This is a genomic window from Cohnella suwonensis (genome assembly GCF_042655365.1).
Classification (GTDB): Bacteria; Bacillota; Bacilli; order Paenibacillales; family Paenibacillaceae; genus Cohnella; species Cohnella suwonensis.
On sequence record NZ_JBHSMH010000005.1, the window covers coordinates 370,969 to 390,647 of the forward strand.

At 56.3% G+C, this 19,679-nt stretch carries 17 protein-coding genes; 5 read left to right on the forward strand and 12 right to left on the reverse strand.

What is annotated here, in order from left to right; translation table 11 throughout:
• The first annotated feature begins 40 nt into the window (after positions 1-40).
• A complete protein-coding gene (gene mciZ, locus ACFPPD_RS03905; RefSeq protein ID WP_209743692.1) occupies positions 41-199 on the forward strand; it encodes a Z-ring formation inhibitor MciZ in 159 nt (52 codons plus the stop codon).
• Positions 200-253: 54 nt separating this feature from the next.
• Here mciZ and ACFPPD_RS03910 read toward each other — a convergent pair whose 3' ends face one another.
• On the reverse strand, positions 254-1,384 hold the full coding sequence (locus tag ACFPPD_RS03910) for a M20/M25/M40 family metallo-hydrolase (RefSeq protein ID WP_209743314.1): 1,131 nt from the start codon (positions 1,382-1,384) through the stop codon (positions 254-256).
• 75 nt (positions 1,385-1,459) lie between these two features.
• Between ACFPPD_RS03910 and prli42 the strand changes: the two genes are divergently transcribed.
• On the forward strand, positions 1,460-1,555 hold the full coding sequence (prli42, locus tag ACFPPD_RS03915) for a stressosome-associated protein Prli42 (protein WP_209743316.1): 96 nt from the start codon (positions 1,460-1,462) through the stop codon (positions 1,553-1,555).
• Here the strand turns inward: prli42 and lipB are convergent.
• The 5 genes from lipB to lpdA all read right to left on the reverse strand — a co-directional run bounded on the left by lipB (position 1,527) and on the right by lpdA (position 7,328).
• Positions 1,527-2,219, reverse strand: a complete 693-nt coding sequence (gene lipB / locus ACFPPD_RS03920) for a lipoyl(octanoyl) transferase LipB (RefSeq protein WP_209743318.1) — start codon at positions 2,217-2,219, stop codon at positions 1,527-1,529. The two genes, prli42 and lipB, sit on opposite strands and share 29 nt — an antisense overlap.
• Before the next feature lie 110 nt (positions 2,220-2,329).
• On the reverse strand, positions 2,330-3,655 hold the full coding sequence (locus ACFPPD_RS03925; RefSeq protein ID WP_209743320.1) for a dihydrolipoamide acetyltransferase family protein: 1,326 nt from the start codon (positions 3,653-3,655) through the stop codon (positions 2,330-2,332).
• A gap of 39 nt (positions 3,656-3,694) precedes the next feature.
• Positions 3,695-4,681, reverse strand: coding sequence for an alpha-ketoacid dehydrogenase subunit beta (locus ACFPPD_RS03930; protein ID WP_209743322.1), 987 nt, complete (start codon positions 4,679-4,681; stop codon positions 3,695-3,697).
• The gene (locus ACFPPD_RS03935) at positions 4,682-5,710 is read right to left on the reverse strand and encodes a thiamine pyrophosphate-dependent dehydrogenase E1 component subunit alpha (RefSeq protein ID WP_209743324.1); all 1,029 of its coding nucleotides are present in this window, start codon (positions 5,708-5,710) and stop codon (positions 4,682-4,684) included. It lies immediately after the preceding gene.
• 187 nt (positions 5,711-5,897) lie between these two features.
• On the reverse strand, positions 5,898-7,328 hold the full coding sequence (gene lpdA / locus ACFPPD_RS03940) for a dihydrolipoyl dehydrogenase (protein ID WP_209743326.1): 1,431 nt from the start codon (positions 7,326-7,328) through the stop codon (positions 5,898-5,900).
• A 498-nt stretch (positions 7,329-7,826) separates the two neighbouring features.
• Between lpdA and ACFPPD_RS03945 the strand changes: the two genes are divergently transcribed.
• Together ACFPPD_RS03945 and ACFPPD_RS03950 are read left to right on the forward strand one after the other, a co-directional pair.
• Entirely contained in the window at positions 7,827-8,756 is a 930-nt protein-coding gene (locus ACFPPD_RS03945) for a transposase (protein ID WP_209743328.1), read from the forward strand.
• A gap of 510 nt (positions 8,757-9,266) precedes the next feature.
• Complete coding sequence (locus ACFPPD_RS03950) at positions 9,267-9,599, forward strand: DUF2627 family protein (protein ID WP_209743330.1); 333 nt, start codon at positions 9,267-9,269, stop codon at positions 9,597-9,599.
• A gap of 114 nt (positions 9,600-9,713) precedes the next feature.
• Here ACFPPD_RS03950 and ACFPPD_RS03955 read toward each other — a convergent pair whose 3' ends face one another.
• The 3 genes from ACFPPD_RS03955 to ACFPPD_RS03965 form a co-directional block, all read right to left on the reverse strand.
• On the reverse strand, positions 9,714-9,971 hold the full coding sequence (locus ACFPPD_RS03955) for a D-alanyl-D-alanine carboxypeptidase family protein (protein WP_209743332.1): 258 nt from the start codon (positions 9,969-9,971) through the stop codon (positions 9,714-9,716).
• A gap of 114 nt (positions 9,972-10,085) precedes the next feature.
• The gene (locus tag ACFPPD_RS03960) at positions 10,086-11,273 is read right to left on the reverse strand and encodes a peptidylprolyl isomerase (RefSeq protein ID WP_209743334.1); all 1,188 of its coding nucleotides are present in this window, start codon (positions 11,271-11,273) and stop codon (positions 10,086-10,088) included.
• 71 nt (positions 11,274-11,344) lie between these two features.
• A complete protein-coding gene (locus tag ACFPPD_RS03965; protein WP_209743336.1) occupies positions 11,345-12,226 on the reverse strand; it encodes a helix-turn-helix domain-containing protein in 882 nt (293 codons plus the stop codon).
• Positions 12,227-12,357: 131 nt separating this feature from the next.
• On the opposite strand from ACFPPD_RS03965, the gene yicI reads away from it, so the two are divergent.
• Positions 12,358-14,691, forward strand: a complete 2,334-nt coding sequence (yicI, locus tag ACFPPD_RS03970) for an alpha-xylosidase (RefSeq protein ID WP_209743338.1) — start codon at positions 12,358-12,360, stop codon at positions 14,689-14,691.
• Between the two features lie 71 nt (positions 14,692-14,762).
• Here yicI and ACFPPD_RS03975 read toward each other — a convergent pair whose 3' ends face one another.
• The 3 genes from ACFPPD_RS03975 to ACFPPD_RS03985 are packed head-to-tail and all read right to left on the reverse strand — an operon-like array spanning position 14,763 to position 19,619.
• Positions 14,763-16,472 (reverse strand): extracellular solute-binding protein, encoded by a 1,710-nt coding sequence (locus tag ACFPPD_RS03975; protein WP_209743340.1) that lies wholly within the window; start codon positions 16,470-16,472, stop codon positions 14,763-14,765.
• Complete coding sequence (locus ACFPPD_RS03980; protein ID WP_209743342.1) at positions 16,469-17,869, reverse strand: response regulator transcription factor; 1,401 nt, start codon at positions 17,867-17,869, stop codon at positions 16,469-16,471. The genes ACFPPD_RS03975 and ACFPPD_RS03980 overlap by 4 nt, the downstream gene beginning before the upstream one ends.
• The gene (locus ACFPPD_RS03985) at positions 17,862-19,619 is read right to left on the reverse strand and encodes a sensor histidine kinase (RefSeq protein ID WP_209743344.1); all 1,758 of its coding nucleotides are present in this window, start codon (positions 19,617-19,619) and stop codon (positions 17,862-17,864) included. The genes ACFPPD_RS03980 and ACFPPD_RS03985 overlap by 8 nt, the downstream gene beginning before the upstream one ends.
• Between the last annotated feature and the right edge of the window lie 60 nt (positions 19,620-19,679).

Here is a 19,679-nt window from a genome sequence, read left to right on the forward strand (position 1 = left end):
CCGTCCTATTGCAAGACGATTAAGGAGGTCGAACGGAATGTTGAAGAAATACGCCGAACCGGACCGGCTCCGCCTCGTAGGCAAAGCCTGGGAAATCCGCCACGCGCTTCGCCAGGAGAAAAAAAACCGGGACTGCCGGTTGCCCGTATCGGAGCTCTTGGCCGACTTATTGAAAAAGCAGCGCAACGGCGAAGGTTAACCGCCGGTGCGCTGCTTTCTTGTCGGGGCGCTTTCGTCCCCCCGGATCGCTGCTTTACTTCTTCAATGTTTCGTTCACGATCGCGAGAACGAGCTCCGTCACCTTGAAGATGTCGTCCGCTTTGATCCTCTCGCTCGTCGTATGGATGTGCTCGTAACCGACGGCCAAGTTCACTGTCGGCACGCCGTTGCCGTTGAACATGTTCGCGTCGCTTCCACCGCCGCTAGGGAATTGTCGCGGCGTCAGGCCGATCGCTTGAATGGCGGCTTTCGCGACCTCGACGACTTCGTCCCCGTCGCCGTATGAATAAGCCGGATAAATCGTCGTGCTGACGAATTCGAACTCCGCCCCGTACTCCTCGCATGCGCTTCTGACCGCTTCGCGCATCGTTTCCACTTGGCGGTCCATTTTCTCTTGGACCTGGCTGCGCGCTTCCGCGTAAATCTTGATCGTATCGGTCACGATGTTCACTTCGCCGCCGCCCTCGAACCGGCCGATGTTCGACGTCGTCTCGCTGTCGATCCGGCCGAGTTTCATGCGCGATACCGCTTTGGATGCGACTTGGATGGCGCTGATGCCGTCTTCCGGATTCACGCCGGCATGCGCCGCCTTGCCCCGGATCGTAATGAACTGCCTGGAGTTCGTCGGCGCGGCGACCGCGATCGCCCCGACTTCTCCGTTAGAGTCGAGCGCGTAGCCGAATTTGGCGCGCAGACGGGTGCCGTCCATGTGACGGGAGCCGAGGAGGCCGGACTCTTCGCCCGTCGCGATGACGAACTGAATGCCCCCGTGCGGCAGATCGTTCTCTTTCATGACGCGAAGCGCTTCGAACATCGCGGCCAAGCCGGCTTTGTCGTCGGCACCGAGAATCGTCGTGCCGTCGCTATAAATATATCCATCGTCTTTAAGCGTCGGCTTAATGCCTTTGCCGGGCATGACGGTGTCCATATGGGACGTGAACAGAATCGCCGGCAATCCTTCCCGTCCGGGAGTGGCGGGCAGCCATGCGAACAGATTGCCTGCGCCGTGGCCGATTTGAGGTCCGACGTCGTCCTCGGTGACCTCGAGTCCGAGCTCTTCGAATTTCTTCTTGAGCACCTTGCTGATTTCCGTTTCGAATTTCGTTTCGCTGTCGATGCGCACGAGTTCCATGAATTCGTCGATCAATCGTTGTTTTTGTACCATAACGGCTTTCCTCCTGACGAAGCTTTCGTTAAAATAGATTCATGGACAAGCCCAAGTAGAAAGGATGTTCGGCTAATGAACAGAAAATGGTTCAAAATCGTCGTTTACGTCACGTTGCTCGTCATGATCGTTTCCACGTTGCTTATGAGCTTAGGGTCTCTAATGGAGTAACCGTCCCGTAGCCGAACACTTCGGAGAAATACGGCAGCACGCGGCGTCCGATTTCCTCGGGCTCGTAACGTTGCCCCGTGAGCGCTTCGAGAGAGGTTACCCCGTATTCCGTAATGCCGCAAGGGATAATACCCTGGAAGCCGTCCCGCCCGACGTTATCGCGAACGTTGAAGGCGAATCCATGGCTCGTGACGAAACCTCTTCTCGTCCGGGCCTTGTTGAATTTCACCCCGATCGCGGCGATCTTCTCTTCCCCTACCCATACGCCGGTATATTCCGGCTTCCGGCCGCCTTCGATGCCGAAGTCCGCCAACATCCGGATGAGAACCTCTTCCAAATTCCTTAAGTACCGATGCAGGTCCAAGCCGACCGCATCCAAATAGATCAAAGGATAGCCGACCAGTTGGCCGGGTCCGTGATACGTAATGTCTCCGCCCCTGTCGATTTCGTACAGGGCGATGCCTCTGCGGGCCAGTTCGTCTTTGCCGTAAAGCAAATGCTCCGGATGGCGATCAGAACCGATCGTATAGGTCGGGCTATGCTCGAGCAGAAGCAGCGTGTCCGGCCGTTCCTCGCGGTCGATTTCCTTCACGAGCCGTTTCTGCAGCTCCCAACCTTCGCCGTAGTCGATCGTGGACAGCCAATCGGTCGTCAACAAACCCATGCCGTACGCCTCCTTCCGCGTTTCCTTTTCCATTGTAGCCGATAGCTTTCCATTCCGCAAAAGAGAAGCCCGGCGCTGCGCGACTTCGCGACGGCGTCCAGGCTTCGCTATTAAAACAGCTTCGTATCGGAATTGTAGCTCTCCAAGTTCTCTTTGATGCGCTGATGGAACTTGCCGCAGATGACGCCGTCCAGGATGCGGTGGTCGAACGACAAGCAAAGGTTGACCATCGAGCGGACGCCGATCATGTCCCCGATGACGACCGGACGTTTGACGATCGCTTCGAACGTCAGAATGGCCGCCTGAGGATAGTTGATGATCGGATACGACAGCACGGATCCGAACGTCCCCGTGTTGTTCAGCGTGAACGTGCCGCCTTGCAGGTCCGACAGCTTCAGCTTGCCTTCGCGGGTCCGCTTCGCCAGATCGTTGATCTCATGGGCGAGGCCGACGATGTTTTTCTGATCGGCGTTACGGATGACCGGCGTGAGCACCGAGCCTTCCGTGCCGACGGCCAGGGAAATGTTGATGTCCCGCTTCACGATGATTTTGTCGTTGCCCCATAAGGAGTTCATGATCGGGAATTCCTTGATCGCGCCGACGACCGCCTTCACCATGAACGGCATGAACGTCAGATTGACGCCTTCGTCTCTCAGGAAATCGTCCTTCAGCTTGGAACGCAATTGCACGAGGTTGGTCAAATCGACTTCGACCATCGTCCAGGCGTGGGGAATTTCGTTCACGCTTTGGCGCATGTTCTTGGCGATCGTATTCCGGATCGGCGTGACGTCGATGTAATACTCGCGTCCCGGTCCGTTCTGTCCTTCGACCTCGACCGTCGGGATGACCGCGGTTTCGGGAGTCGGCCTGGAGAGCGCCCCGGTAGCCGATTGAACGGCGGGCGCGGCGGAGGCTGGATCGAATTCGAGTACGTCCTTGCGCGTAATCCGTCCGCCATCGCCCGTGCCGCGAACGTGGCTCAGGTCGATGTTCAGTTCCGAGGCCAGCCGCTGAACGGCCGGAGAGAACCGGTGACGCATCGGCGCGGAGGCGTCTATCGCGACGGCGGCTGCCGGCGCCCGGCGCGGAGTGGACCCGGAGGTTTCGAACGCCTGGGATTGCGTTGCCGCAGACTCTAGCGAGGTTGCGGACGGAGCGGACGACCCGCTAATCGCCGATTCGCCGGAAACCTCGACCTCGACGAGGCAGATCGCCGCGCCGACTTCGACCGTTTCGCCCGCGCCGACGAGATGCTTGACGATCTTCCCGCTTACGGTGGCGGGCAATTCCGCGTTTACTTTATCCGTGATGAGCTCGCAGATGGGTTCGTATTTGTCGATCGTATCGCCGGGCTCCTTCAGCCAACGGTCGACCGTCGCGGACACGAGAGACTCCGCCAGCTGCGGCATCGTGATTTCGATAATCTGTTTCGCCATTCGTACGTTCTCCTCCCTGGGCCGGACGAGCGACGCGGCTTAGTACCGCGCGAGCTCCAGCATCGCCGTTTTGAGTTTGTCTTTGTTCAACAGGAAATGCTTCTCTCCCGGCGGATTGATCGGCATCGCGGGCACGTCCGGCCCGCAAAGCCGGCGAATCGGCGCATCCAGTTCGTACAGAAGCTCTTCCGCGATGATCGCGGCCACTTCGGCGCCGACGCCGCCCGTTTTGTTATCTTCGTGGACGATAAGGACTTTTCCGGTCTTCGCGACCGCTTCGAGAATGCCTTCGCGATCAAGCGGTTGGATCGTGCGCAAATCGAGAATGTGAGCTTCGATACCGTGCTCGCGGGACAATTCCTCCGCCGCTTGCTTCGCGAAATGAAGTGGCATGCTGTAGCCGATGACCGTCAGGTCGGCGCCTTCCCGCATGACGTTCGCCTTGCCGATCGGCACGACGTAATCGTCGTCCGACACTTCGTCGGTGATCAACCTGTAGCATTTTTTGTTCTCGAAGAAAATGACCGGATCGGGATCGCGGATAGCCGCTTTCAACAGCCCTTTCGCGTCGTACGCGGTCGCCGGAGCAACGATCTTGAGACCGGGCGTGCCGAAGAACACCGATTCCGGGCACTGGGAGTGGTACAAGCCGCCGAATACGCCGCCGCCGATCGGGGCGCGGATGACGACCGGACAGTCCCAGTCGTTATTGGAACGATAACGGATTTTGGCCGCTTCGCTGATGATCTGGTTCGTCGCCGGGAACATAAAATCCGAATACTGCATTTCCGCGATCGGTCTCATGCCCGCCATCGCCGCGCCGATCGCGACGCCCGCGATCGCGGATTCGGCAAGGGGAGCGTCAAGCGAACGCATTTCGCCGAACTGCTGCTGCAATCCTTTCGTCGTTCCGAACACGCCGCCCTTCAAGCCGACGTCCTCGCCCATGACGAATACGTTCGGATCCTTCTCCATCTCTTCTTTCATCGCAAGCCGGATCGCTTCGATATATTCGATGACCGCCATTTACCGTCCCTCCCCGTCTTGCTCCGCGTACACGTACCGGAACGAGTCTTCGACCGCTTGGAACGGCGCGTTCTCTCCGTATTCCGTCGCTTCGTCGATGATTTTGCGATGCTCGGCGAGCAGCTCGGCTTCTTTCTCGTCGTTCCACAAGCCCGCGTCGGTTAAATATTGCTTGTACACCGGCAAGGAGTCTTTCCCCTTGTGCAGATCGACTTCTTCCTTCGTCCGGTAAGCCAAGTCGTTATCGGACGTCGAATGCGCGGTGACGCGATAGGTCATGATTTCGACCAACGTCGGCCCCTCGCCGGCAATCGCGCGATCGCGCGCTTCCTTCACGACGCGGTACACTTCGAGCGGGTCGTTGCCGTCCACGCGGATGCCCGGGAAGCCGTAACCGAGAGCGCGGTCGCAGATGCGGCCTCTCGTCTGCTTCGCAAGCGGTATGGAGATGGCGTATTGGTTGTTCTCGCACACGAAAATGACCGGAAGCTTATGAACCCCGGCGAAGTTGCATCCTTCGTGGAAATCCCCCTGGTTGCTCGAGCCGTCGCCGAAGGAGACGATCGCGACCGAAGGCTCTCCGCGCATTTTCGCGGCGAGCGCGAAACCCGTCGCGTGGGGTACTTGCGTCGTCACCGGACTGGAGCCCGTCACGATGCGCAGTTTCTTGCTCCCGAAGTGGCCCGGCATTTGCCGCCCCGCGCTGTTAGGATCTTCGGCTTTCGCGAAGACCGACAGCATCAGGTCTTTAACGGTCATGCCCAAGCTCAACACGACGCCGTAATCTCTGTAATAGGGCAGGAACCAGTCCCGCTCGCGGTCCATCGCGTAAGTCATCGCGACTTGCGAAGGCTCCTGGGTGATTCCCGAAATGTGAAAGTTGACTTTGCCCGCGCGTTGCAGCAATTGGCCCCGTTCGTCGAATCGACGGGCAAGCAGCATCGTCTTGAGCATGTCGACCGCGCGTTCGTCCGAAAGGCCGATCTCCGCGTGGCGAAGGTTTTGTTGGACGGAACCTGTTGGCTTCATGGGCGCGTCCTCCTGCTTTTAGGATGTATTTTATAACCTGGTCTTAATACTTGAACTTAATACCTATTATACTCTCCCCGCCTGCAAAAAGAAACGCCCAACCCAGCGTCCCGGAACATTTGCCTCGAACTTTTCATTCGACCGGCCGTTAAGTTCCGTTTCACTGGATTGAGCTTATGATGATGAATTAGTGGCCGGATGCGCCTTCGAGCGCGAGCATCGCTTCCTGCATCGCCTCGGAGAGGGTCGGATGCGGATGGATCGCTCGCCCGATTTCCCAAGGAATCGCGTCCAGCAGCTTCGCCAGCGCCGCTTCCGCGATCAGTTCCGTTGCATGCGCGCCCACGAGATGCACGCCCAGCAGATCGCCGGTCGTCTTGTCGGCGACCACTTTCGCGAAGCCTTCGCTTTCGCCGTACACGAGCGCTTTGCCGAGCACCCGAAGCGGAAGTTTGGCCGTCTTCACATCGAACCCTTGCGCCTTCGCGTCGTGTTCCGTCCAGCCGATCGATGCCGCTTCCGGCCGCGAGTAAATGCAGCGCGGGATGTCCCTATCCGCGGAACGGCTCGGTTTATGGCCGGTCATGTGCTCGACCGCCGCGTTTCCTTCGTGCATCGCCGCGTGCGCGAGCTGCACGCCTCCGATGCAATCGCCGATCGCGTAGATGTGCGATTCGCCGGTTTGCAACGTCGCCGGATCGACTTTTACGAAGCCTTTTTCCGTTTTCACGTCCGTGTTTTCCAAGCCGAGGTTATCGACGTTGCCGATTCGGCCTACCGACACGAGCATTCTCTCCGCGTCGATCGCGACCGTCTCTCCCTTGACCTCGATCTCCGCCCGAACGCCGTCGCCCGAAGCGTTGACGCTCTCGGAACGCAATGTCGCGGAGACGAACGTCGTTACGCCTTTCTTCTTTAGCGCTTTGGCGATTTCGGAGCTCACGTCTTTATCCTCTCCGGGCAACAGGCGGTCCGCGGTTTCCACAATCGTCACCCGCGTGCCGAAATCGCTTAGCATCGAAGCCCATTCCACTCCGATGACGCCGCCGCCGACAATTAGTATGGAAGATGGCCGGGATGCCCAATCCAGCGCTTCGTCGCTCGTGACGATCCGTTCTCCATCGTAGGGAATGCCTTCAAGCTTTCTCGGACGCGAGCCCGTCGCGATAATGACGTTTTTCGGCACGACCGTTTCCGACTCGCCGCCCGCCAGTTCCACCGCGATTGCCCCGCTCTTAGGCGAGAAAATCGATGGGCCGATGATTCTGCCCTTTCCGTTAATCACTTGAATGCGATTTTGCGCCATCAAAGCTTGCACGCCTTTATGCAATTGCTCGACGATGCCGTTTTTCCGCGTCATGACCGCCTTCCAATCGACGGAGACGCTTGTCCCCTCCGAGATGGCGACGCCATAAGCCGCGGCTTCGTTAACCGTAGCAAACACTTCCGCGCTTCTAAGCAAAGACTTGCTCGGAATGCAGCCCCTATGCAGGCACGTTCCGCCCAATTGATCCATTTCCACGATCGCGACGCTACGTCCGGCTCTCGCTGCTTTCACGGCTGCCGTATAACCTCCAGGCCCGCCGCCTAAGATGGCGACATCGACTTCGATTGGCATGGTTTCCCCTCCGTATGTAAACTGACCCTACCATTGTACCTTTTTTTCCTTCGCGGAACAAAAAGTCTTCAACCTCCGTTCAAGTTCCGCTCTTGGAGTCGCACGCTCAGCCCCTTTCCCCGGTATCCCGTTCGCTCAGATCGCACTTGGTCATCCCCGCCGCAACCCCGTCTTCTCGCAAACCACTCCTTCTTCCCTTTTCCCGGTATCCCCATCGCTCAGGTCACGCCGCTCAGGTCACGCCGCTCCGGCTGCGCCGCCTCCCCTATGTCGATTTCCCCTTTGTCGATATCCCATTAACTCAGATTCCGTACCTTTGCACCTTTAATGCTCTCTCGCGATATCCCTTCGGCTCAGACTACGCACCCTATAGCCTTTACTTTATCCCCTTCAAAGGCGCCCCCGATCGAAATTGAAATTATTTGTAAATAAATCTTCCAACAGGAACATATGTTTGGTATAATAAAAGTATAAATCAGGGATAGGGGAACTGCCGAGATGAGCATTCGCGAAGCCCAAGCTTCTTTCGAGGAGTTCTGCAACCGCTACTCTACGGAAGATTCGTGTATCGAATCGCTTTTCCGCTCCAAGTGGCCTAACGGTTTCCTGTGCCCTCGTTGCGGCTTTACCGAATGCTATCTCATCTCCACCCGGAGATTGCCTTTATACGAGTGCCGCTCATGCCGAGCGCAAACTTCGCTCATTGCCGGCACGATCATGGAGGGCAGCCGAACTCCGTTGCGGCTCTGGTTTCAAGCGATCTATTTGCATACTCGGCCGCAATGCGTCAATGCGCTTCAATTATCGAACAGCATCGGCGTAACTTACAAAACGGCTTGGCTGATGTGCCACAAAATCCGTCACGCGATGAGTCGGGCTGAATCAGGCAACCTACTGAGTGGTATCGTTCGAGTCTCCGACTCCGTTTATTGCAAAAGGCTGACCCCCTATTTCGATTGGCACCCCCAGGAACAGGCCCTTCTCATCGGCTCGTCCGTGACCAAGAAAGGCAACATCGACCAACTCAAAATCAAGGTGCAATCGAAATCGCTACTCAAAGATAAATACGACTGCCCGGATCCTAAGCCTTTCATTCATCAGAACGTAGAACCTTCCAGCAAGAAGAGCGTCGTATTCGCCAGGAAAATACATAAGAACAAATTCAAAGAGCTCATATGGATGGGTTACCATGTCACTTGGTGGATTGCCGGACTGTTCAGGGGCATCGGCCCCAAGCATCTTCAATCCTACTTGGATCAATATTGTTATTTTTATAATCGGCCGCAACGATCGATGTTCGATCTTCTTCTGACGGATTGCGCTAACGCTTCATCTTTAACGTATCCGGTACTCACGCGAAGCGAACGAAGTTATAGGACCGCACGGCAACCTAGAACCGCTTCGTTGGAACCAGCATCAATCGGTTAGATCCAGCTCCTCTCCTCGTCTATTAAGATTGCATTTGGCTTAACCAGTGGGCACCGCGTCGGCGCTTTAGTGTATGTACGTGGTGCCGGACAACCTCGTGTTTATTACTCATGAACACTTCTGCGTCTTGACTTTCCTGAGCGGCGGGGATAACGCAATGGCATGGGAAATGAGAATGGATACTACTTTCTGAGCGAACGGGATTCAGGCAAAAGGAAAAGAAATCTACTGCGGCTGCGAAAGTTCTGAGCGGTGGGGATACCGGCAAAGAGATCTGCAATGAGCTATTGGTGCGAGTTTCCTGAGCGATTGGGATACCGTCAGACGGATGCGGAATCAGCAGCGGGCGTGAATTTCCTGAGCGAAGGGGATGCCGTCGAATGGGAGGTGCGAGGAGGTAGAATGTCGGTCTCCGACGATGAACAAAAAATAGGGAGTTATCGACATTCGTGGACAAAACTACGCGTAATCGTTATGATTAGGAGGTTGGAAGGAGGACCTAATCTTACGATGAAACTACTTATACAGCGCCTCATCGCCATATTGATACTCGTTATACCGGGCATTGCGGCCGCTTACGGCTTCTTGCTCATGAAAGATTCCTTATTCGATTATTTTGCCTATATGGGCGGCGCGGACGCGAGGACACCCGACTTCGCTTGGGGGAAATTCATCGGCGGCGCGATCCTTTTCTTGATCGGCATCGGATTTATCGGCGGATGGATCTTTTTCCGCGATCGCAAACACAATTACTTGTCGTCTCGATTCCGTCCGAAGACGCCGCGCCCTCCTCGCCCCGAGCGCAGGGAACAAAGCGAGCGCTCCGACAACGGAACGTCGTAAACGAGAGACGCCGACGGATATGAGCCCTGTCACCCCAACGAGGTGACGGGGCTTTTTCGTTCGCCGCTTCGAGCCGAGACCTTCAAGGAAATCGCGATGGATCGTTTCTTGGCTTTATGAATCCGCTATCTCCTGCGCATAGTCTAGAAGTTTTTGCGTCTCCTCGAATCTGCCCTCGTCCGTCGCCGAGCCCATGACGACCTTGATGTAGCGGCGACCGTCGATGACGGTAACGCCCGTGAAGCAGTATCCCGCGTTTTTTGCATACCCCGTCTTCAGCCCTTCGTTCCCTTTCGTGCCGAATCTCTGTCCGGGCAGCATTTCGTTCGTCGTCGCGAGAGACTCTCCTCCGCTGACGTTAACGGCCGGCATCTTCACTTTCGGGCGGTGCGGACCTTAACGAAAAAAACAGCTTGTCCGTATTCGCCACGAGGCGGATACGGCAAGCTGTTCGGTTCGGGTAATCAAGTGGCAACGAACGGATTCTTATTGGGCAGCCGCCGACGCGCTTGGAGATGCCGCCGGGGACGCCGATGGCGATGCGGATGGAGAAGCTCCCGGTTTTTCCTCGAGAAGATTCTCGTAGTTACGGTCTTCTTTGAGCTTCGTCAACCATGCTTCGCCTTCGGTCGTGTACTTCTCTTCCGCGTAAGCTTGTTTCACTTCTTCTTTCACTTCGTCGTAAGGCTTCACGACCGCTTCTTTGATGTCCGTCACTTTAATGATGTGGAAGCCGAATTGCGATTGAACGACGTCGCTCATCTCGCCTTTCTTTAATGCGAACGCGGCCGTCTCGAATTCCGCAACCATTTGGCCGGAACCGAAGAAACCTAAGTCTCCTCCTTGTTCTTTGGAGCCGTCGGTCGACTTTTCCTTCGCGAGCGTCGCGAAATCTTTACCCGCCTTCAATTCCGCGAGAATCGCGTCCGCTTCTTCTTGAGTCGCCACCAAAATATGGGAAGCTCTGACTTCCTTAGGCGTCGATGCGAACTTCGATTCTTTATACTGCTCGTAGTAGGCTTTCAAATCTTTTTCGGAAGCCGGATTCAAGTGCTCGAACAACACCTTTTGTTTCAATTGCGGTAGGAGAATGCTTTCCTTGTAAGTGTCCAGCGTCAATCCCGATTGCTCCAACGCCGCTTGAAAGTCTTCGTCGGTCGCGAAACCGTTGCTGGCCTTCACGCTCTCGATCGCTTTGTTGATTTCGTCGTCGCTCACGACGAGCTTCGCTTTATCGAACTCCGTATCGACGAGCTTCGCTTCCGCGGTTTTGTCGACGAACGTTTTCAATTGCTCTTGTCCCATTTGAAGCGAAATAAAATCCAGAACGTCCGAGTTCTTGACGGTAACGCCGTCCATTTTCGCGACCGTCTTGTTCATATCGTCGGAAGTGCCGCGCAGCAGCACGAAGACGAGAGCGACGACGGCGATGACCGCGATGATCCATGGCGCGATGATCGCCGCGGAGCCTTTGCTCGCAGCCGCGGATTGAGACGCGGACGAGACGGACGCGGGAGCGTTGTCCTGCTCGTCATCCGGCTCGTCGTTCGAAAGAACATCGAACGATTCCGGTTGACCGTCGGATTCCCCGGTGCTATTTTCCAATTCTTTTTCGATTTCTTCGTTAGCGGTTAAGTCCTTATCGTTCAATTCATTCTCGTTGCGTTCGGTCATCTCTTAACTTCCCCCTTAAAATGTTCAATCGGCTCGACTCATTTACTATAGCAGAATTTCGGAAAGTTACCTTAAAGACTGTTAAATTTTTTGCGGAAAACCGTCGGCGTGCAGTCGTAAACGTCTTTGAATCTTTTGCTGAAATAGCTGAAGTTGTCGATTCCGACTTCGAGCGCGATAACCGCCACGGGTCGATCTGTGTTCTGAAGCAGGTGTGCCGCTTGGCGAATTCGGTAATAATTGACGTAGTCCATCGGCGATTTGCGCATGAACGCCTTGAACACGCGACTGAAGTGGCCGGCGCTCATTCCCGCGACCGCCGCAAGACGGTCGACGTTAAGAGCTTGTCCGCTATATTGCTCGATATACGCCACGACGCCCTTCAATCGTCCGATCGTCTGCAAATCTACCGGATTCGCCGGCGCCTTACGTTGCCATTTCCCGCAAGAAACGAGATCCGCGAACAACGATAACAGCTCGGATTTGACGCGAAGTTCCTTGGCCGCGTCTTCGGACTCGACGTAATCCGCGATAGAGGCCAGTCGCTTCAATGTAGACGCTCCCCATTCCGTATCGCCGTCGTAACGCGCCGGAATCATTGCTTCCCCTCTCTGCAGCGGCTCGACGTAACGGCTCGCGATCCCGTCTTTCGCCGATGCGAACCAATCCAAATGAAAGACGACGGCCTTATAGACGCAAGGGGAATCGTCGAGCGGGTAACCGCCGTGAAGTTCGCCGCACGGCACGAACATCCCTTCCCCGGCACGGAGCTCGAACGAGGTCAAGCCGACCTGGAACTCGGCCCGGCCGGATACGATCCACAGAAACTCGGCTTCGTCATGCCAATGGCTGTCCAGTATCGTCTCGCGTGCGTTCCGTTCGATCTCATACGCGGCAATCGGAAAAGCCGGCGAACCGTGCCGACGATCCTCTCGCAAATGTCCTCGATCCATCATATCCCGCCATTCGATCATAATCGTGTTAGTAATAAGCACTATTATGCAAGAAAACGGATATCATTATCAATATAATGTTATTAGATGAAGATTTATAATCCATTACCGTCAGAAGGGACGATTCGCTCATGAAATTCACGGATGGCTACTGGATGACCCGCAAAGGGTATCAACTATTCAGCCCTTACGAAATCCACGACGTCAATAAAGGCACGGACAAAATTACCGTGTACGCGACTTTCCGCCACCTCGAAAACCGCGGAAACACGCTGAACGAAGGACTGATGACGATGGAGTTTTCCTCCCCGCTCCCCGACGTCATCAAAGCGAAATTTTATCATCATAAAGGAACTGTCCGGCAAGGACCTTCTTCCTTCGACCTGCTTCCCCAGGGCCAATCGCCGGTCGTTATCGAGGATAACGACGAGTTCGTCAGCTTGACGAGCGGACATACGACGGTGACGATCACGAAGCAAAATCCGGTCAAAATCTCTTATACGCACAAAGGCAAAAAGCTGACCGGGAGCGGCACCCGTTCTACCGCCTACGTCAAAGCGGAAGACGGCCGGCACCATTTCCGCGAACAGCTGTCCTTGGCGGTCGGCGAAACGGTATACGGCCTCGGCGAAAGGTTCACGCCGTTCGTCAAGAACGGCCAGACCGTCGATATTTGGAACGAAGACGGCGGAACCGCCTCCGAGCAAGCGTACAAAAACATTCCTTTCTACGTCACGAACCGCGGCTATGGCGTGTTCGTCAATCATCCGGAGCTCGTCTCGTTCGAGGTCGGCTCCGAAATCGTGTCCAAAGCCCAGTTCAGCGTGCAAGGCGAGAGCTTGGAGTATTTCCTGATCGGCGGGGATACGCTCAAGGACGTGCTTTCCAATTACACGTCGCTGACCGGCAAGCCGGCGCTCCCTCCAGCTTGGTCGTACGGCTTATGGCTCACGACGTCGTTCACGACGAACTACGACGAAGCGACCGTCACGAGCTTTGTCGAAGGAATGGCCGAAAGGGATTTGCCGCTCGCCGTGTTCCACTTCGACTGCTTCTGGATGAAGGAATACGAATGGTGCAATTTCGAATGGGACGAGCGCGTCTTCCCCGATCCGGTCGGCATGCTGTCTCGCCTGAAAGCGAAAGGCTTGCACATTTGCGTCTGGATCAACCCGTATATCGCCCAACGGTCTTCGCTGTTCGACGAAGCGATGGCCAACGGCTATCTCCTGAAACGAGCCGACGGAAGCGTATGGCAATGGGACCTGTGGCAATACGGCATGGGCATCGTCGACTTCACGAATCCGGCCGCTTGCCAATGGTTCAAAGACAAATTGGGCGCCTTGCTCGACATGGGCGTCGACAGCTTCAAAACCGATTTCGGCGAGCGCATTCCGACGGACGTCGTCTATCATGACGGATCCGATCCGCAGCAAATGCACAATTATTACACGCAGTTATACAACAAAGTCGTGTTCGAGTTGTTAGAAGAAAAACGCGGCAAAGGAGAGGCGGCTCTCTTCGCCCGCTCCGCGACGGCCGGCGGCCAGCAATTCCCGGTTCACTGGGGCGGCGACTGCGAAGCGACGTACGAATCGATGGCGGAAAGCCTGCGCGGCGGCTTGTCGCTCGGCTTATCCGGCTTCGGCTACTGGAGCCACGACATCGGCGGCTTCGAGCAAAGCTCACCTCCGGACCTCTACAAGCGTTGGGTCCAGTTCGGACTGCTGTCCAGCCATAGCCGCCTGCACGGAAGCACGTCCTATCGGGTGCCTTGGCTTTACGACGAGGAAGCGGTCGACGTCCTTCGCTTCTTCACGAAGCTCAAGCTGAGCCTGATGCCGTATTTGTTCGGCAAGTCGGTCGAATCGTCCGCCGTCGGCATTCCGCTCATGAGGGCGATGGTTATGGAGTTCGGCGAAGATCCGACGAGCGATTATCTCGACCGCCAATATATGCTGGGCGATAACTTGCTCGTGGCGCCGATCTTTAATCCGGAAGGCGAATCGACGTATTACTTGCCTCGCGGAACTTGGACGCATTTCCTGACTGGCGAACAAGTCCAAGGCGGCGCATGGCGCACCGAAACTTACGACTACTTCGGACTTCCGCTGTTCGCGAAGGAAAACAGCCTAATCCCGGTAGGCTCCGAAGAAGATCGTCCGGACTACGACTACGCGAACGGCGCGACGCTGCACTTGTTCGCCCTGCAAGACGGCGCTTCCGCATCGGCGGTTATCCCGACCGTTCAGGGCCAACCGCAGCTGACCGTCACGGCAACCCGCGCCGGCGGCACGATTACGATCGCAGCCAAGGGTGCCGCGGCTGACGGCAACTGGAGCCTGCTGCTTCGCGGCATCGCGTCCGTAGCCGGCGTAGACAACGGCCAAGCGTCCGTTCACGCGCAAGGAACGCTCGTGAAGCCGTCCGCCGGAGGCACATCATTCACGATCCAATTAGCATAAGCTCCCGCAAAAAAGCAAGCTGCCTTACGGTCAAGGTTCTTTGACCGCAAGGCAGCTTTTTTAAGCATAAGTTACTCCCGATTGCCGTTCACGATGCTCGCGACTTCCTCGGTAATCCGGTCCCCGCCTTCGCGTTTCCAATTCGCGACGAAATCGTCGAATGCCTCGATCGGCTCGTCTCCGACTATGATCTTCAAGAACGTCTCGTTTTCCAGCTTCTGAAGCGCCGCCCACTTCGTCTCCATCGTCTTCGTCGTCCCGTAGAAAATGCCTCTCACTTGAACCATGTCCGTCGTATACAGCGCGCCGCCGCCGTACTCGTAAGCGTTCGCCGCCTTCCAGCCGTCCATATTCTTCTTCGGGTTCTCTTTCTCGGCGACCGATTGCTCGTAGATCTTCTTCGTATCGGGATCCAGCGACGAAGGATCGATTTCCCCGCGCAACGCCTTCTGGACGTTAACGTACCGCTGCGTTATCGCATCCGCGTAATCGAGCAGCAGGTCGAACGGGTAATAACTACGAGGCTGAATGCCCGTCTCGGAGGCGAAAGCGTCCAATTTCTTCACTTCGGCGACGTTCGGATCTTGCCTGCGCTCCAATCGGGTAAAAGCGTTCAGCATCCTCACGACGGCTTCCGGATGCTCGTAGCCTTTGCGGACGACGAGAAAACGATCCGTCGTCGGCGACATGTGGGTCACGAACTTCCCGTCCGCGTCCAGCGGAGATGCGTACGCCCTCCACTCCGCCTTCGTATCGTTCGCGATCGCTTCCGCGAGCGGCCAAAAAGGCGCCCACCACGGCCCGAAAAACAAGCCCGCCGTATGATTGGCGATCGGCTCCGACGCTTCCCGGTATAACACGAACTCGTTGTCGATCACGCCGCGTTTGTACCAGTCCGCCAGCATCGCTAGCGCTTCCCTGTTCTCCGGCGCGATCGAGCCGTATTCGACTTGTCCGCTCGCGCCTTTGATCCAATTTCTCGGATAGGCGTGATACGCGCTGAATAACGTATCGAAGTCGTTCAATCCGGCCTTCTCTTGCCCGTGCACGACTTTCTTGTCGCCCGGCAACCCGATCGTATCCCGTTTTCCGTTGCCGTCCGGATCGCGGTTCGCGAACGCCAGCGCGACCTTCGCGATATCGTCGAACGTCCGCGGCGGATCGAGGCCTAGTTTCTCCAGCCAGTCCTGTCGAACCCATAGCAACGAAGGCGCGTCAGCGTCGATCGCGATGTTCGGAAGACCGTACAGCTTCCCGCCGAACGAAGCGTCTTGCAGGGCGATTCCTTTCGTCGAATCGTACATCGCCTTGATCAAGTCCGACGCATAACGCTCGTACGCGTCGGACAGGTCCGCGATCATATCGTTCTCGATCAGCTTGCGCAGTTGATTGCGGTCGACGACCATCGCGTCGGGCAAATCTCCGCTGTCGATCGCGAGATTAACCTTCTGCTCGAACGCGTCGTCCCTCTTCGCTTCCCACGAATGCGACACTTTGATGTTCGTGATCTTCTCGAAATAGCGCGTGACCGGATTGTTGTCGTTCGTCTCCCCCGCCGCGTTTTTCTCGTCCGGTATTTTGAATCCGATATTGATCGTCACCGGCTCGTCGTATTTCCCATAGACGGGATCTTCCTCGAACGACGGTATCGCCAAGACGGCATCGTCCTCTCCGGCCGCTCCCGACGGTTTGCCGCCTCCGGAAGAACAAGAGGCGATAGCGGAAGCCAGCAACAGCGCCGTCGTCGTTCTCCATAACGGTTTTATCGCTTTCCCGTTCATGGAATTCCCCCTTTGGCTTTCTCCGCCCGGTATTCGGAAGGGAGCTTTCCGACTTGTTCGCGAAACAGCTTGCTGAAATATTTGTCGTCTTCGAATCCCGCCATCGAGGCGATCTCGTACACGGGCGCTTCCGATTCGGCGAGCAACGTCTTCGCCTTTTCCAGCCGCATATTCCGAAGCACGACGCCGAATGCCTCCCCCGCCAACCTGGCGAAACATTGACTGAAATAACTTCTGCTCATGTTCGCGTAGGCCGCGACGTCCGCTTGGTTGATCTTGTCTCCCGCGTTGTCTTTCATGTAGCGAATCGCGCGTATTAAGCACAGCATCACTTCCTTGGAAAAGGAAAGCTCCACCATGCGCAGTTGAACGAGATCGGCGAACCGTCTGAACCACGCGCTCCAATCCGACCAACTGCGGATCGTTTTCTTCGCCGTGCGCATCGCCGCGGCGTCCGCCGCCGGGAGAAGCGTGCCTTCCCAGTCTTCGCATAGGCTAGCGGCCAGCCGGGCAATCTCGGCAGGATCCGGCTTCGCTCGTAACGCCTCCCGTTGGAAAACCTCCCATTCGTTGGCATGCAACGTCCAGCGCAAGCTTCGGCCCCATTCCATCGCGACTTCGGAATCTATCCGTTCATCCCTTGCCAATTGCTCGAAAGCGATTCTCGGCAATCCGTCCTTCCCGCTAACATAGAACAGTATCGAAGGAAGCTTGCGCTCGAAAACGTCTCGTACTTCCTCCCACGACCGCTCCTCCAGGCCGGTTACGACGGCGACCTGCCATTTGCGAAGCAGCTCGGGACCGAACTCCTTCTCCAATTCGTCCCGCGTCGGCGGATGCACGAGCTGCGTCATCCATACGCCGTCTAGCTCTTCGGTCGGATTGCGGCGAACGAGGCCGAGCCGATAAAGAGCCGCGCCGTCCTCGTCGTCCGACAGCGGGCGGAATACCAATGCCGTAGGCGCAAGCTCGCGCTTGCGATCCGCGTTCGCGAGCATGGACGCGCGCGAGCCGATTTCCCACTCGTACCTTTCGACGATCCGGCGGATCGCGTCGTCCGCGCTGTCCATTTCGAGCAGCGTCTTGACGATATAGTCGATCGCCCCGAGGCGAAGCGCCTCCTGGGCGAACTCGAATTCATGGTGGCAAGTCAAGACGACGGATTGCAACCGGGGAAACCGGTGCCGAGCCTGCTTGATCAGCTCGAAGCCGGACATAGCCGGCATCGTAATGTCGGTGAACAGCAGATCCGCGTCGACTTTATCCAACAGATCGAGCGCGCTGCGGCCGTCCGCCGCTTCGCCGACGATGACGATGCCGAATCGCGACCAATCGATCAAGGAAATGAAGCCTTTGCGCACGAGTTTCTCGTCATCGACGACGACGGCTCTAATCATGGAACTCCTCCTTCCCTTTCCGCGGGATGACGATCGTAACCGTCGTCCCCTTGCCCGGCTTGCTTGCGATATCGAAGTCGACTTGATCGCCGAAATAATGCTTCAGCATCCGGTTCACGTATGACAACCCGATGCCGAGCCCCCTGCGTTTGCTGCCTTCGTCGTCCTCCAGCAGCTTCCCGAGAGCCTCGTCGTCGATGCCCGATCCGTTATCCTCGACTTTGAACATCACCCTGTCGCGCGCCTCGCCCAACGAACGAACGACGACTTCGACTTTGCCGCTGCTCTCGCTGAAGCCGTGATAGATCGCGTTCTCCACGATCGGTTGGAGCAGAAATCTCGGAACGGCTGCGGATACGGCGTCCTCGTCCGCGTCGACCTTGAATTCGAATTCGTAGTCGTAGCGGATCCGTTGCAGCTCCATGTAATTTTGCAGCGCTTCGAGCTCCTCTCCCGCCGTGACGATCAAGCTTTGCTTGCCGAGATTGTAGTGGAGCACCTTGACGAGCAAGGTGACCAATTTATCGATTTCCTTCTGCCCGTTCAAGCGAGCGAGCCATTGGACGGTATTCAGCGTATTGTGCAGAAAATGCGGATTGATCTGGCTGAGCAGCTTCTCGATCTCGAATTGGCTTTTCTGCTTTTCCTCCCGGGCGACCGCGTCGATGAGCTCGTTGACCTGCGTCTTCATGCCCTGGAAGTTGTTCAGAACGAGGTCGAACTCCTCCACGTTCGTGAAGGACACCGGCGTCGTTCGGTTCGTCGCCATTCGCACGATTTCCACGTTCACTTTACGTAGCGGTTTGTACACTTGCCGCCATATCACGTAAGCGAGCACGCCCGCGAACAACAACGTCGCTAAGGCCAACACGATCATTTTCGCGAACCACGAATAGATTTCGCTGTTAAACGTCGACTTCTTCACCGCGGCGATCAACTGCCAGCCTTGCTGGCTTTCGTAGCGAAACAAATGATAGCCTTTGTATTCCTTATGAATATCCGTCGATTCGTTCCACTTTAGCGAAGCGATACCCTCCGGAACGTCGTTGTCTTCCATATAAGTCAGCTTCCCCTGCTCGTTGACGAGTAGGTGGTTTACTTTCATGCCGTAGGACTGCTGGTTGAGAATTTTACGAAACAGGTTGTAGTTCGTCTCCAGGTAAATGTATACTTTCCGATCGCCTTCCGTCCGGACGACCCGAATACCGGAAATGACGACGTTCGTGCTGTCCTCGTATAACGTCTTGTGCGGGCCGAAATACTGCGCGCCGTTATACGACGCGAAATTCGGCAGCTTCGCGAGATCGAACGACGAGCCCATGCTCAAGTTCGTGAACAAAATCGGATCGTCGGCGCCCGGCAGTACGTAAGCGGTTAGACCGAGATACGGATTCGTGAAGTTCACCAGATTCATTTTCTCGTTGATCGAGGCCATGATTTGAGACTTCCGGTAAATCTGCTTCTCTTGAAGGAAAGCGGACACCTCGTCGACGATCTGCCCGTCGAGCGCGAATTGTTTCGAAGCGAAATCCAGATTGTTGATCGTATTCTCGAGACTGGCCGACTCTTGGTGAAGGCTGGCGCTGATGCCGCTTTGGATTTTGCCGGTCAGAATGGAATAGATAGATGAATAGGTGAGCGCGCACACGAAAGCGAGCGGAAGCAAACATCCGATCATCAAGTAAACGACGAGCGTCCTTCTCAAAGATCGGGAGGCGAACCGTCGGCGCGCGGCAAGACGTTGTAACATCCCGTTCGTCTACTTCCTCTCGTCCGTTAGTTAGCTTCAATTATACCACAGGGTTCGTTC